This is a genomic window from Pseudomonas cichorii, from assembly GCF_019719005.1.
In the GTDB taxonomy this organism is placed as follows: domain Bacteria; phylum Pseudomonadota; class Gammaproteobacteria; order Pseudomonadales; family Pseudomonadaceae; genus Aquipseudomonas; species Aquipseudomonas cichorii_E.
This window is the reverse complement of record NZ_JAIGPJ010000063.1, coordinates 1-14,180: the sequence shown is the minus strand read 5'-3', so window position 1 is coordinate 14,180 and position 14,180 is coordinate 1. Positions and strand designations below refer to the sequence as shown.

Genomic DNA, 14,180 nt, shown 5'->3' with positions numbered 1-14,180 from the left:
AACTTGCAAACTATTGATTTACAAGGCTTTTTCAGTTCCGTCTGCGCCGGAAGTGGGGCGAATTATAGAGAGATTAAATCGCCCGTCAACCGTTAATTTCGATTTCAGCAAAACTAGCCTCACCAGGCTTCCTTCTATATAAGAAGACCACACCATCTGCGCAATATATTGCGCAATTCTGCTTTATTAAGCATCATACCGCCCTCACTACCCCCGTTTACCCTGGATACACACCCGAAATGACCAACAAGCCTCGTATCGCCTCCATCATCTTTCCCCTGGGATTGCTGATGATTGCGATGGCCTCCATTCAAAGCGGCGCCTCGCTGGCCAAAAGTCTTTTCCCAGCCGTAGGCGCACAAGGGACCACCACGCTGCGACTGGTCTTTGCCAGCCTGATCCTGCTGGTGATTTTGCGCCCCTGGCGAGCGCGCCTCACTGCCAGCTCATTACGCACGGTGGTCATTTACGGAATCGCACTGGGCGGGATGAATTTCCTCTTCTATATGTCCCTGCAAACCATTCCGCTGGGCATTGCAGTCGCCCTGGAGTTTACCGGGCCACTGGCTGTCGCCCTGCTCTCTTCACGCAAAGCCATCGACTTTCTCTGGGTGGTATTGGCCGTTATCGGTCTGTTACTGCTCATCCCGATCGGCCAGTCGAGTGCCAGCATTGATCTGCTCGGCGCGGCCTACGCGCTGGGTGCAGGAGTGTGCTGGGCTCTTTATATTCTGTTCGGCCAGAAAGCCGGTGCCGACAACGGGGTCCAGACCGCAGCACTGGGGGTCATCATTGCAGCGATCTTCATCGCTCCGATCGGAGCGGTACATGCTGGCTCGGCACTGCTCGACATTTCCCTGATCCCTGCCGCTCTGGGTGTCGCGATTCTGTCCACCGCATTGCCTTATAGCCTGGAAATGGTCGCATTGACCCGCATGCCTGCACAGACCTTTGGAATGCTGGCAAGCCTGGAGCCGGTATTTGCCGCCTTGTCGGGCATTCTTTTCCTTGGCGAACACCTGACACTGGTCCAGTGGCTGGCAATTCTAGCCATAATCATGGCATCCATCGGCGCCACCCTGACGTCGACGTCAGGCAAACCGCAGCTCGTGCCTGCAGATTGAGCCTTCAGGAAAATGGATATGCTTTTGGGTGACAGAGCACTAGCATTTGTCACGCGCATGAGCCATGTTTAAGCCTTTATGATTTCTCGCTTCGCAGATAATGCCATCGAGCTATCACTTTACGAACGTCATTATGTGATCACAAGAACTCAGGCCAGACGCTGGCTTTGAATAATGACCAGTTAAGGAAGGGCATGAAATACATCTTTATCGTACTGGCGTTACTCGCCGTCGCCGGATGTGCGACAACGTCCAACCCTGTCAAGCAAGGCAAGCGCGGTATCCACATCAATTGCTCGGGCCTGTCTTCATCCTGGGAAAAATGCAACGAACTGGCTACGAATGCCTGTGAGTCCAGGAGCTACAAGGTCATCGCCAAGTCCGGCGATGTGGTGGAAGATCCGGGCGATTACCCGTTCGGTCTGAACCCGGCAGGCTATACCCGCCGCAGCATGATCTTTGTTTGCGCCAAAAGCTCGCCGATAGGCCAGGCCGCGCCGAGCCCCTGAGGCTTCGACGCTTCAACACAGGTATATCAGACCGCTGTCGTGCGGACCTGCAGCCACTTCAGGGCCGCACCTTGCAGCAGCGGGCTCAGGCGCTCATTGACATGGGCATGATAGTCGTTGAGCCACTTGCGCTCATCCTGGCTCAGCAGTGAGATTTCCAGGCAGCGCGTATCGATCGGGCACAGCGTAAGCGTCTCGAACCTGAGAAATTCACCGAACTCGGTATTGCCCGCTTCCTGATTGATGACCAGATTCTCGATTCGCACTCCCCAGCGACCCGGCCGGTAAGTACCCGGCTCGATGGACGTGATCATCCCCGGCAACATTGCTGTCTGTGGCGTGGCCGCCGCCTGATAGGCAATGACCTGCGGCCCTTCGTGCACATTCAGGAAATAACCGACACCGTGCCCGGTGCCATGACCGTAATTGACCTCGTCGGCCCATATCGGCGCACGGGCAATGGCATCCAGCAACGGAGACAGGATCCCCTTCGGAAAACGAGCCCGGGATAGAGCAATCACGCCCTTGAGCACTCGAGTACAGTCCTGCTTCTGCTCAGTACTAGGCGTACCTACCGGAACCATGCGCGTAATGTCGGTAGTGCCGCCCAGATACTGTCCACCGGAGTCAATCAGCAACAGGCCGTCACCCTCGATCTGCGCATGCTCCTCTTCACTGGCACGGTAATGCGGCATTGCACCGTTACCATTGAATCCCGCGATGGTGGCAAAACTTGGCGACACATAACCAGGACGTTTCTGACGAGCTTCGCCGAGTTTTTCGTCGATGGTCAGCTCACTGACGGGCTCGCGCCCCAATGCCGCGTCAAGCCAGGCAAAGAACTCGCACAGCGCTGCACCGTCCTGCTCCATGACCTGGCGAATGTGTCGTGTATCAGCTTCGGTCTTGCGGGATTTGAACAAGGTACTCGGATTCAGCCCTTCGACCAGCGTCACTTCACTGTCCAGATAATCGAGCAGGCCACAAGTCACTCGTGCCGGGTCCACCAGCAAACGCGCATCCTTTGGCACTTCGCGCAACGCTGCACCGATCTGCGTGTACTCCAGCAGGTTGATACCGTCACGCACAAGGCTCTGGCGCACATCCTCGCCCACCTTGTCCGAGGCCACGAACAGCGTGACGCTCTGAGGCCCGATCAGTGCAAAAGAGATGAAGACCGGGTTGTAGGAAACATCGGTGCCACGCAGATTGAACAGCCAGGCAATGTCATCCAGGGTCGCGATGAAATGCCAATCAGCTCCACGCTCAAGCATGGCCTGGCGCACTCGGGCCAGTTTCTCGCCCCGTTCAAGGGTGGCGTATGGCGGCAGGTGTTCAAATACGGGATTGGTCGGCAAGGCAGGACGGTCTTTCCATAGCTCATTGAGCAGGTCCATGTCCGTGCGCAACCTGGCTCCACGGGCATACAGCTTGCTGGCAAGACTGCGGGAGGAAGCGACAGCCAGCACGGCACCGTCGACGGCAACGACCGTTTCAGCCCCGGCCTGATCGGCAAGCCACTCCAGAGGACCTTGCTGGCCGGGAAGCAGCTTGACCAGTTCGATACCGCTGCCCGCCAGCTCCTTGGTCGCCTGCTCCCAGTAACGACTGTCGGCCCAGACACCGGCGAAATCCTGAGTGATGACCAGCGTTCCCACGGAGCCATGGAAACCGGAAAGCCATTGCCGACCTTGCCAATAGCCAGGCAGATATTCGGAGAGATGGGGATCTGCCGAGGGCACCAGATAGGCATCGATCTGTTCCCGACTCATCAAGGCGCGCGTCTGCGCCAGACGTTCTGCCACTCCTGTGGATTGCGTACTCATTGACTCTCCTGACCCGATTTAATCGCTATATCGGGTCAGATAATGGAGCACCAATCAAGACTGAGCAACCGCCCAGAACGCAGGCTGGATCAATGAGGCACGAATCAACTCCACGGCGCGGTCGATATCCTGCTCGTGGGTGAAACGTCCCAGGCTCAGGCGAATGGTCTGACTCGCCGCCTGCGGGCTGTGTCCCAGCGCCAGCAGCACGTGCGAAGGCGTGTTCTTCGCGGAGTTGCAGGCCGAGGTGGATGAGAAAGCCAGGCCGTTGCCAAGGGCAGCGATATTGAGGTCGCTCTTGCCAAAGGTAAGGCTGAGGGTATGTGCAATGCGCTGGTCAGGGCTGCCATTGATTCTTACACCAGGAATATCCGCCAGACGCTCACGTAGACGAAGATTCAGACGCTCGATATGGGCGATTTCCTGTTCCAGCGAATCGGCAGCCAGGGCGAAGGCTGCACCCATGCCCGCAATCTGGTGAGTTGCAAGGGTTCCAGAGCGCAGACCGCATTCATGACCGCCGCCATGAATCTGGGCCAGCACCCGCTGCTCGGCTCGCGGACCGACATACAGGGCGCCAATACCTTTGGGACCATAGATCTTGTGCGCCGAAAACGACATCAGGTCCACGGCCAGTTCCGCCAGGTTGATCGCCAGCTTGCCGGCACCTTGAGCGGCGTCCACATGAAACAGCGCGCCGTGATCACGGACCCGTTTGCCGATCTCGGCGATGTCGGTGACGGTTCCCAGTTCGTTGTTGACCAGCATCAGCGACACCAGAAAAGTGTCGTCACGCAGGGCTGCACTTACAGCCTCGGGGGTAATCAGGCCATCGGCATCAGGGGCAAGGTAGGTCACCTCGTATCCACCGGCTTCGAGTTGCTGGGCTGTATCGAGGATGGCTTTGTGTTCGATCTGGCTGGTGATGATGTGCCCGCCGGACTGTGACGTGCGCAGTGCATGCTCCTGTGCCACGCCCTTGAGCGCCAGGTTATTGGACTCGGTCGCGCCGGACGTCCAGATAATCTGCCCTGCCTGGGCACCGACCAGACCGGCCACCTGCTCGCGTGCGTATTCGACTGTCAGGCGCGCCTGTTGGCCATATGTATGAGAACTGGAAGCGGGATTGCCGAAATTGCCCGTTATTCCCAGACACTTGACCATCACCTGAATCACGCGCTCGTCCACGGGGGTGGTGGCAGCGTAATCGAAATACAGCGCAGAATTTTGCATGTACAGCCCTCTGAATTGCCCAGCCCGGCATCCCGAACTGCTTACATGATCGACATATCCCTTCGATCCGGTTCAAACCCTGAGACCATCCTCAAAGCACGCTACGTTACATATCACAGCTTCAATATTGCATGAAATCACATAGAACCAAAAATTATATATTATTATTTATATATTCAAATAAGGAATAACAGATACCCTGCAAACGTGTCGACAGCACCTATGCTCAGCGCTCTGGATCCTCTTGTACAAATTTTACACCCGCTGTTGTGTAAATATGCCCAAAAAATGACACCGCCCTTTTATGAGGCATACGTTATTTTTTTGACTCCTTTTTAAATCAATGACTTATTTTTTAAATGAAACGGTTTATCAAGTATTTAACAGAAAGCTGACGAAATAATTTGACAGATTGGCTGACGCTACCAATATATAGGACTGTCAGCCCCATCCTGGACTGTACGTAAATGCCACAGAGCACAACGCAGGATCGGGTCACGCCGTAGCTTTCTTGTTCTGCCCACGATGTTAGTTGTTTCCACGGAGCCTTGCCCTCGCCCCGCTGGATGTCTGTTGACTCATGAAACCCTTGAAATTACTGAACACGTTCGGTGTGGCGGTAGCTTTGTCTGAAGCAATCGCTCGACTGGAACGGATTCGTTCAATCAGGCTGGCGTGGGTGTCATTTGAATGAATGCAAGTCCGGATCCCGATGATTCGGGCGGTAGCGTGCCCGGACATCCGGTAAATCCATAACCAGGCCAGCAGTTTCGCTTTTGGTTTTTCGCCTCCACCTGCCCAAAGGTGTAACTGAAATGCCACTGATACCCGCTTTCGACACCCAACAGATTCAACACCTGGCCAACGATATAGATGCACAGGGATTCACTACCCTCACGAACATATTGAGCGACACCGACCTGGAGCAGTTGCGGGCCTTCACAGACAGCCGGGCGTCGAAGCATCCGGGTGAGTACTTTGCCTACCATGGCGAAAAAAGCCTGGGCGAAAGCCTGCTGGCCAGCCTGTGGTCAGACCCGACATTCAAACAGCTCATGGCCAGCCTCTACCGGCATGCCGCCCTGCAGGAAAGCCCCAGCGAGCAGATATTCCCTGTACTGCGCTGCATACAGGGTTCCCAGGGAGTACGGGAGTCCAACTGCTTTCACTTCGATGCCAGTCTGGTCACCGCATTGATTCCGATCTACATCCCGGTCGACGGCGAAGAATGCGGCGACCTGATGCTGTTCTCCAACGCACGCAAGCTGCGCAGCAACGTGGCGCGCAATGTCGTCGAGAAGGCACTGTTACAGAATCGCTTCAGCCGCTGGCTGACCTGTTTCGCCATCAATCGCGGCTGGCTCAGGCCGACAGTCCTGAAACTGCAGCCCGGCAATATCTATCTGTTCTGGGGCTATCGCTCCTTGCACGCCAACCAGCCATGCAGTCCTGGTCTGAAACGGGCCACGGCCATCCTGCATTTCGGCGACCCCCACAGCGGCAGCACGCTCACCCGTCTGATTCTGGGCATGAATCAGGGCCGGGCAGCACGTGTCAGCGCACAAACCAGTTCTTCGCCTCCAGAACCGACCTCTCCCTAGCTCAGGCAAGGAACAGGCGCCCACCGCAACAGAACGATCCGACAAGCGACATGGAGGTTTCGATGATTAACGTAACCAAGACTTACCTTGGTGATATCGACAAGTTCAAGACGTATGTCGAGGGTATCTACGCACGAGGCTGGCTGACCAACCACGGGCCACTGGTAGGCGAACTGGAAAGCCGACTCAAGGAATACCTGGGAGTCAGGCACATCATCCTGACCAATAATGGCACCCTGGCGTTGCAAGTCGCTTATCGCGCCCTGGGCCTGAGCGGCAGCGCCGTGACCACGCCGTTCAGCTTTGTGGCGACCACCAGTTCTCTGCAATGGGAAGGTATCCGGCCGATCTTCGCGGATATCGACCCACACACCTGGAACATCTCGCCACAGCACATCGAAAGCGTGATGACTGAAGACACCAGCGCGATTGTCGGCACCCATGTGTTCGGCAACCCTTGCGCAGTCGACGCCATCGAGCAGATCGCACGCAAGCACCGGCTCAAAGTGGTCTATGACGGTGCACATGCATTCGCGGTGCGCCATGGCGGTCAGTCAGTGCTTAACCGGGGCGACATCAGCACCCTGAGTTTCCATGCGACCAAGCTGTTTCACACCATCGAAGGTGGCGCGATCATCACCAACGATGACGAACTGGCCAGGCGCGTCTATCTGCTGTGCAACTTCGGTATTGCCGATGTCGACAAGATCGACGGCATTGGCATCAACGCCAAGCTCAATGAGTTCTCGGCCGCCATGGGCCTGTGCATTCTGGACAATATCGAGAATATCCTCGAAGAACGTGCCGAAATCGCCCATCGCTACAGCTCGCGTCTGGAAAGTTACCTGGACCTGCAGCAACCCGAGCCCGACAGCGAGCTGAACAACAGTTACTTCCCGGTGGCCCTGCAGGACGAGCAGCATCTGCTCAGGGTACGCGCCTCGCTCAACGCCCGCAGTATCAACCCGCGGCGCTACTTCTACCCGTCTCTGGACACCCTCGAATACCTCCAGCCGCAACCGGGGCAACCCGTGTCACGGGCCTTGAGCGAGCGTGTGCTGTGCCTGCCCATCTACCCTGGCCTGTCCCGTGACGATCAGGACCGGGTCATTCATACCCTGATCGAAGAATGCAGCCTGGGCAGTGCCAGCTATCAAAGCCCCGCCATTGCCCAGGTCATCTGATGCCCATGTTCAGCAAACGCTCCGTGATCGGTAATACCGCGCTGAATTACGCCGGGCAGGCTTATGTGATGCTGGTGGGCATTGTGATCATGCCGTTCTACCTCGGCCATCTGGGTGCCGAGGCTTACGGTCTGATCGGGTTCTTCACTGTCATGCAAGCCTGGCTGCAATTGCTCGATGCCGGCATGTCCCCCAGCCTGGTACGAGCTGTGGCCCGGCATCAGGGCTCGCCAGCCGGTGAAAGGCATCAGGGACGAATCCTGCGCTCGTTCGAGATCATGTTTCTGCCGATGGCGCTGCTCAGTGCCATCGGGGTCTATGCAGCCAGCTCCTGGATTGCCGTGCAATGGCTCAACGCTCAAGAGTTACAGCCTCAGACGCTCGTCAACTGCATCGGCCTGATGGGCGTGGTCATCGCCCTGCGCCTGTATTCGACGCTGTACAAGAGCGGCATTCAGGGGCTCGAACAGCATGCCTGGCTCAATGGGGTCAACATCTTCATCGCAACCCTGCGCTACTTCGGCGGACTGTGGCTGGTGAGCAGTTTTTCTCAGGACCCGCAGGATTTCTTTGAATTCCAGGCGGCTGTCGCTGCGCTCGAAACCCTGATATTCGCCACCCGGGCCTGGCGGCAGATGCCTGTCGCCCACTGGCTAACGGGCATCGACTGGCAACTGGTCAAACCCATCCTGCCATTCGCCGCCAGCATCTCGTTGAGCAGCGTGCTATGGATCTTGCTGACTCAGGTCGACAAGGTTCTGCTTTCGAAAATACTGCCGCTGGATCAGTACGGGTATTTCTCCCTGGTCGCGCTGATCACCACCGGCATCATGATGCTGACCAACCCGCTGGTGCAGGCCCTTCTGCCACGCTTGACGGTATTGGTCGCCGAAGATCGCCATCAGGACATGCATGCCTTGTTTCTGGCAGCCAACCGTTTTGTCTGCACCTTTCTGTTTCCACTGGCGGCCATTGTCGCCCTGCATGCCGAACCGCTGCTCTACGCCTGGACCGGCGATGAGGCCGCGGCCCAGTGGGGGCGTTCGATCCTGTGCTGGTATGCCCTGGGCAGCGCAATCATGGCGGCCAGCGCCTTTCAGTTCTACCTGCAATACGCCTATGGGCGGATGCAATTGCACATCTGGTACAGCGTTATCTCCGCCGTGATCACAGTGCCGGTCATGTTTGTCGCGATTCATTACCAGGGAGCCTACGGCGCAGCGCTGGCCTTCTTTTCCCTGCGGGCGGTGTCGTTCGCGATCTGGCCGATGATCGTGCATCAACGCCTGGCACCGGGGATTCACGGGCAATGGCTGCGCGACACCCTGCGCATCAGTGCCATGACCGCCGTCGGGCTGATCTGCAGCGAGCCGGTGTTTCGCATGATCGCGCAACAACAGAGCCGCACGACCGTGCTGCTGGGCCTCGCCGCCAGTGGCTTCATCACCCTGGCGCTGGTGGCCGCAAGCTACAAACCCCTGGCGATGAAGATCTACGTCTTGTTCAGCAAACCGAGTACATGAGCCATGGATGCCACCGTGAAAAACAAGCGCCCTGACAACGCCGAACCGTTATTGAGCATCGTCTGCCCGGCCTACAACCAGGAGGCGTTCATCACCCAGACACTGGATGGCTTTCTGTCCCAGCAGACCAGCTTCAACTTCGAAATCCTGATCCATGACGATGCCTCCACCGACAGTACCGCGCAGATCATTGCGCAATACGCCAAGCGCCACCCGACGATCATTCGCCCCTTTTATCAGGAGGAGAATCAGTATCGCCAAGGCAAGCCCTGCGTCCCGGAACTGTTCGCCAAGGCCCGCGGCCGCTACATCGCTTATTGCGAAGCCGACGACTACTGGACCGACCCACGCAAGCTGCAACTTCAGGTGGACTTTCTGGAAAGCCATCCCGATTACGCCATCACCTATCACGATGCCATTGCCTTCGACGAGCACGGTCAATATGGCGTCCAGTTGCAGGGCAAGCTACGCGCCGACGCCACGGCCCTCGAACTGCAGATGGCGCGGCCTCTTTCTACCCTGACGGTCTGCTTTCGCAACGTGTTCTCCAGCATGCCGCCCGAGCTGAAACCACTGATCGCCCCTCTCAACGACCTGTGCTGGTGGTCATTGCTGGGGGCCTTCGGCAAGGGCAAGTTCATCGCCGAGATCAAACCCGCTGCTTACCGGCTGCATCCCGGCGGGATCTTCTCCATGCGCAGCAACAAGCGAAAGATCCACATGAGCCTGCTGACCTTTTCAAGCCTGGCCAATTACTACAACCGGCTGGGCAATCAGCAGTTGTACGAGCACTTCCTGATGCAAGTGGTCAGCCTGTCATTGGCGGCGCTGGTACCGCGCAACAAGTTTCAGGCGCTGCTGATGGTGGCGCGCAACGTCATCGTCAACCTCAGCAAGAGACTGATCCCGTCAAACGGCAAGCACCATGTTCAGTAATGTGCTGGTGGTCTGCGTCGGCAATATCTGCCGCAGCCCCATGGCCGAAGCCCTGCTGCGCCATCGCCTGTCGTCATCCGCGGTGCATATCCATTCGGCAGGGATCGGCACGATGCCGGGCTCGTCCATCGACCCACTGGCAAAAACCGTGTTGCAGGTTCATGGCGTCCCGACATACCGCCATGAAGCGCGTCAGGTAAACCGGCAACTGCTGCGTCAGGCAGACCTGATCCTGCTGATGGAGCAGCCGCACATTCTCAACATTCTGAAACTGGCGCCGGAAGTTCGTGGCAAGACGTTTCTGATCGGCAAGTGGCAACACCAGCAGGAAATAGCCGACCCCTACCGGGGGCCCCAGTCAGCCTTTGAAAAGACCTATGAGCATCTTTCGCGATGCGTTGACGACTGGCTTCCTTATCTTCAGTCAGGAGAAACAAGATAAATGACCGTCATGAACCGTTCCTCTCTGGATTACTACCAGGACACCCGGATCGATTTGGCAACTATCTTGCGCATGCTGTTCGACCACAAGGGTCTGATCATCTGGATCGTCAGCCTGTTCTTCATGGTCGGCCTGGCCTACGCGATTCTTGCCACACCGATTTTCCAGGCCAATGCCATGATCCAGATCGAGCCCAAGAAAGTCGGGATCGAAGGCACACCCGAGGTCAGCAACAAACCCATGTCGGTTTCCCAGGCCATGACCGAGATCGAACTGATCAAGTCACGGGCCTTGCTGGGCAAGGTCGTCGACGACCTGAAGCTCAATATCATCCAGAAGCCCAACGTTCTGCCGTTCGTCGGTCCTTACCTGTATCGCACCTTCAAACCGGAATACGAAGGTGCCCTGGCCGAGCCGATGTTCGGGCTGGAGCAATACGCCTGGGGCGGCGAGAAGATCGATATATTTCAACTGGAGGTCCCAGAAGACCTTCTGGGGGAGGACCTGACACTAGTAGCAGGCAAGCCCGGCACCTTTGCGCTTTATGACAAGGACCATGCCTTGCTGCTCAGCGGCGCCACCCACCGGACCGTCGAGGGTCGCGGCGTGAAGATCCAGGTCGCGGATCTGCAGGCCCGTCCCGGTACCGAATTCACAATCTCCCGGCTACGCACTCTGAGCGCAGCACTGATTTACCAGAAACGCCTGAAGATCACCGAAGCCGGCAAGGATTCGGGAATCATCTACCTGTCCATCGAAGATCAGGACGCGAAACAGGCCAACGAGATACTCAACGAAATAAGCCGTCTGTATGTCCGCCAGAACGTCGAACGCAGCTCTGCCGAAGCCGCGCAGCGCCTGGAGTTCCTGCGCTCGCAATTGCCGATGGTGCGCAAACAACTGGAAGAGTCGGAAGTAGCCCTGAACAACTTCCAGACCAGCGCCAAGTCGGTGGACCTGAGCATCGAAACCAAAGGTGTGCTCGATCAGGTGGTCAAGCTCGACTCCATGCTGTCGGAACTCAAGCTCAAGCGTGTGGAGCTGGAACGGCTCTATACCCGCGAACACCCGACCTACCGCAGCCTGATGAATCAGATGACTCAACTGGAGCAACAGAAGCAGGGCCTGCTGAAAAAGATCGAAGCCTTGCCACTCACCCAGCAGGAATTGCTGCGCCTGACCCGTGACATGCAGGTCACCAGCCAGACCTACACCCTGATGCTCAACAAGAGCCAGGAGCAGGACATTCTGCGGGCCGGCAGCATCGGTAACGTGCGGGTGATCGACAACGCCGATACCAACGTCGAAAGACCGGTCAAGCCGATGAAAACCCTGATCGTGCTGATCGCCACCCTGCTCGGCGGGCTGGTGGCTGTCTCCATCATCTTTGTACGCCAGGCGTTCTATCGTGGCGTGGAAAGTGCCGAGTTCATCGAAAACATCGGCATGCCGGTCTACGCCTCGCTCCCCTACTCCCGCCAGCAGGAACGTCTGGAGAAGAACCTGCAAAGCCGCGCCAACAGCAAGGACTCGAAGCTGCTGAGCATCGCTGCGCCCACCGAACTGGCCATCGAGTCCCTGCGCAGCCTGCGTACCAGCCTGCACTTCGCCATGCTCGAAGCCCGAAATAACGTGCTGATGATTTCAAGCCCGTCTCCCGGCGTCGGCAAGTCGTTCGTCTCCAGCAACCTGGCGGCCATCATCGCCCAGACCGGCAAGCGGGTGCTGTTGATCGACGCCGACATGCGCAAGGGTTATCTGCACCGGGTACTGGGGCTGCAACCCAAGCACGGGCTGTCCGACACCCTGGCTGCGCGCCTGCACTGCACCGAAGTCATCAACCACACGCAGATTCGTCATCTGGATTTCATTTCATGCGGTTTCGCAGCGCCCAACCCTTCAGAACTCTTGATGCATGACAACTTCAACAAAATGCTCAACGAGCTTTCACCGCTCTACGACCTGATCCTGATCGACACCCCGCCCATCCTTGCCGTGACCGATGCGACCCTGGTGGGTCGTCAGGCGGGCACCTGTCTGCTGGTGGCCCGTTTCGGCGTGACCACCATCAAGGAAATCGAAGCCTGCAAACGCCGGCTCGGGCAGAACGGAATTCTGATCAAGGGCGCCATTTTCAATGCCGTGGTGCGCAAGGCATCGAGCTCCGATTACGACTGTGCTGCCTATGGATACAGCTACAACCCGGTTCACAAATGAAATAACCCAAGCCCCGACGCACCAATCACGCCATCCACTTAAAGGAGTTACACATGGCCAGGACCATAGCAATGATGCAGCCCTACCTGTTCCCTTATCTGGGTTACTTTCAGCTCATCGCTGCCGCAGATGTCTTCGTCCTGGGTGACGATCTGCAATATATCCGTGCAGGCTGGGTCAACCGCAACCGGATCCTGTGCAACGGCGAAGCCCGGCTGATCAGCTTCCCGTTGAAAAAGGACCACTTCGCGCTGCCGATCATGCAGCGTCATCTGGTGGACAACTTCAACGAGGAAGCCAGTCGCCTGATCAACCTGATCACCCAGAGCTATCGCAAGGCGCCTTATTTTGCTCAGGTGATGCCATTGATCGAGCGCCTGATTCGTTTCCCGCAACAGAACCTTGCGCTGTACGCCGAACACTCCATCCGCGAATTGTGCTCATACCTGCAAATCATCACGCCTATCCTGCGCGGCTCCGATCTGAAACTGGTGTCATGCACCGACAAGCAGGACCGGGTCATCAATATTGCGCACACCTTCTCGGCGACCACCGTTCTCAACCCTATCGGCGGTATGGAGTTGTACGACCGCGATCATTTCGCCCACAACGGCCTGCTGCTGCGCTTTTTCAAGATGGACCCGATTGTCTATCCGCAGTCTGCCCATCCTTTCGTGGCCAATCTGTCGATCATCGATGTGCTGATGTTCAACAGCCTGGAGCGCGTTCAGGAGCTGCTGACCCGTTACAGCGACAATGAAAGTGTTGCCGCCAACGACGCCTATATCCAGATCGGTACCGAAGCGGTATCGACCCTGTCTCCACAACTTGCAGTGGAGTGAAATCATGTCAGACGCCCATGACAACGCCCGCTGGTACTTGATCCAGACCAAACCCCGACAGGAAGGCCGTGCTCAGGAGCACTTGCAACGCCAGCATTTCGAGTGCTACCGGCCACTGACCGTCAGTGACAACAGAAAGCGAGTCGGCAAGACCGAAGAAGAATTGTTTCCGGGCTACCTGTTCATTCGCATGCATCAGGTCCATGACAACTGGTACCCGATTCGCTCGACCCGTGGTGTGGCGCGCATCGTGACGTTCGGCGGGCATCCGGTGCCGGTTCAGGATCATCTGATCGAACAGATCCGCCAGCGCCTGCTGGTGCCCAAGCCCAGAACGATGTATGCCCAAGGTGAACATGTACGGGTGACCGCGGGTGGTTTCTGCGATGTCGAGGCGATTTTCCTGACCGCCGACGGAACCGAGCGTGCAGTGATCCTGCTCAACCTGCTGCAACGCCAGCAGAAAGTGGTGATCCCCCTCAGCAGCCTGTCGCCGATGCAGGCCAGGGCCTGAACCCAACCATTGCGTAGGAGCGGATTTATCCGCGAAGTCACTTGTTCGCGAATTAATTCGCTCTCATCAAACAAGACGCAAGACCATGATTAGAACGTATTTTACGTAGGGTAAAAACGTAACCCGGTGTACATATCCATTATGGGTATGTGCTGGTGCTACTGGTTCCGCCTTTACGGCGGCCCCCTTTTGTTTCGGCAAAAGGGGGGAAAACCATCCGCTCCGGTTC

12 protein-coding genes are annotated in these 14,180 nt (G+C 57.2%); 10 read left to right on the top strand and 2 right to left on the bottom strand.

Annotated features, from left to right (window positions below):
• The first annotated feature begins 239 nt into the window (after positions 1-239).
• Both rhtA and K5D32_RS25345 read left to right on the top strand, forming a co-directional pair.
• Positions 240-1,124 (top strand): threonine/homoserine exporter RhtA, encoded by an 885-nt coding sequence (gene rhtA, locus K5D32_RS25350; protein WP_221557635.1) that lies wholly within the window; start codon positions 240-242, stop codon positions 1,122-1,124.
• Positions 1,125-1,318: 194 nt separating this feature from the next.
• Positions 1,319-1,633 (top strand): hypothetical protein, encoded by a 315-nt coding sequence (locus K5D32_RS25345; RefSeq protein ID WP_221602271.1) that lies wholly within the window; start codon positions 1,319-1,321, stop codon positions 1,631-1,633.
• Between the two features lie 26 nt (positions 1,634-1,659).
• Here the strand turns inward: K5D32_RS25345 and K5D32_RS25340 are convergent, their stop codons facing one another.
• Both K5D32_RS25340 and K5D32_RS25335 read right to left on the bottom strand, forming a co-directional pair.
• Positions 1,660-3,459, bottom strand: a complete 1,800-nt coding sequence (locus K5D32_RS25340) for an aminopeptidase P family protein (protein WP_221602270.1) — start codon at positions 3,457-3,459, stop codon at positions 1,660-1,662.
• 54 nt (positions 3,460-3,513) lie between these two features.
• A complete protein-coding gene (locus K5D32_RS25335) occupies positions 3,514-4,692 on the bottom strand; it encodes a cysteine desulfurase family protein (RefSeq protein WP_221602269.1) in 1,179 nt (392 codons plus the stop codon).
• An 815-nt stretch (positions 4,693-5,507) separates the two neighbouring features.
• On the opposite strand from K5D32_RS25335, the gene K5D32_RS25330 reads away from it, so the two are divergent.
• The 8 genes from K5D32_RS25330 to rfaH all read left to right on the top strand — a co-directional run bounded on the left by K5D32_RS25330 (position 5,508) and on the right by rfaH (position 13,951).
• The gene (locus K5D32_RS25330; protein WP_221602268.1) at positions 5,508-6,293 is read left to right on the top strand and encodes a hypothetical protein; all 786 of its coding nucleotides are present in this window, start codon (positions 5,508-5,510) and stop codon (positions 6,291-6,293) included.
• 62 nt (positions 6,294-6,355) lie between these two features.
• Positions 6,356-7,477 (top strand): DegT/DnrJ/EryC1/StrS aminotransferase family protein, encoded by a 1,122-nt coding sequence (locus tag K5D32_RS25325; RefSeq protein ID WP_221602267.1) that lies wholly within the window; start codon positions 6,356-6,358, stop codon positions 7,475-7,477.
• 5 nt (positions 7,478-7,482) lie between these two features.
• Positions 7,483-9,000: a lipopolysaccharide biosynthesis protein gene (locus tag K5D32_RS25320; RefSeq protein WP_221557643.1), complete on the top strand. Its 1,518-nt coding sequence runs from the start codon at positions 7,483-7,485 to the stop codon at positions 8,998-9,000.
• A gap of 3 nt (positions 9,001-9,003) precedes the next feature.
• Positions 9,004-9,936, top strand: a complete 933-nt coding sequence (locus K5D32_RS25315; protein WP_221557645.1) for a glycosyltransferase family A protein — start codon at positions 9,004-9,006, stop codon at positions 9,934-9,936.
• Positions 9,926-10,378, top strand: a complete 453-nt coding sequence (locus tag K5D32_RS25310) for a low molecular weight protein-tyrosine-phosphatase (protein WP_221578768.1) — start codon at positions 9,926-9,928, stop codon at positions 10,376-10,378. The genes K5D32_RS25315 and K5D32_RS25310 overlap by 11 nt, the downstream gene beginning before the upstream one ends.
• Positions 10,379-12,595: a polysaccharide biosynthesis tyrosine autokinase gene (locus K5D32_RS25305; RefSeq protein WP_221594349.1), complete on the top strand. Its 2,217-nt coding sequence runs from the start codon at positions 10,379-10,381 to the stop codon at positions 12,593-12,595.
• A gap of 53 nt (positions 12,596-12,648) precedes the next feature.
• A complete protein-coding gene (locus K5D32_RS25300; protein ID WP_221594348.1) occupies positions 12,649-13,437 on the top strand; it encodes a WbqC family protein in 789 nt (262 codons plus the stop codon).
• Between the two features lie 4 nt (positions 13,438-13,441).
• Entirely contained in the window at positions 13,442-13,951 is a 510-nt protein-coding gene (gene rfaH / locus K5D32_RS25295; RefSeq protein WP_221557652.1) for a transcription/translation regulatory transformer protein RfaH, read from the top strand.
• Positions 13,952-14,180: the final 229 nt, after the last annotated feature.

Coding starts and splice junctions, on each gene's coding strand:
- rhtA (WP_221557635.1), top strand. CDS start 240: ATGACCAACAAGCCTCGTATCGCCTCCATCATCTTTCCCCTGGGATTG.
- K5D32_RS25345 (WP_221602271.1), top strand. CDS start 1,319: ATGAAATACATCTTTATCGTACTGGCGTTACTCGCCGTCGCCGGATGT.
- K5D32_RS25340 (WP_221602270.1), bottom strand. CDS start 3,459: ATGAGTACGCAATCCACAGGAGTGGCAGAACGTCTGGCGCAGACGCGC.
- K5D32_RS25335 (WP_221602269.1), bottom strand. CDS start 4,692: ATGCAAAATTCTGCGCTGTATTTCGATTACGCTGCCACCACCCCCGTG.
- K5D32_RS25330 (WP_221602268.1), top strand. CDS start 5,508: ATGCCACTGATACCCGCTTTCGACACCCAACAGATTCAACACCTGGCC.
- K5D32_RS25325 (WP_221602267.1), top strand. CDS start 6,356: ATGATTAACGTAACCAAGACTTACCTTGGTGATATCGACAAGTTCAAG.
- K5D32_RS25320 (WP_221557643.1), top strand. CDS start 7,483: ATGTTCAGCAAACGCTCCGTGATCGGTAATACCGCGCTGAATTACGCC.
- K5D32_RS25315 (WP_221557645.1), top strand. CDS start 9,004: ATGGATGCCACCGTGAAAAACAAGCGCCCTGACAACGCCGAACCGTTA.
- K5D32_RS25310 (WP_221578768.1), top strand. CDS start 9,926: ATGTTCAGTAATGTGCTGGTGGTCTGCGTCGGCAATATCTGCCGCAGC.
- K5D32_RS25305 (WP_221594349.1), top strand. CDS start 10,379: ATGACCGTCATGAACCGTTCCTCTCTGGATTACTACCAGGACACCCGG.
- K5D32_RS25300 (WP_221594348.1), top strand. CDS start 12,649: ATGGCCAGGACCATAGCAATGATGCAGCCCTACCTGTTCCCTTATCTG.
- rfaH (WP_221557652.1), top strand. CDS start 13,442: ATGTCAGACGCCCATGACAACGCCCGCTGGTACTTGATCCAGACCAAA.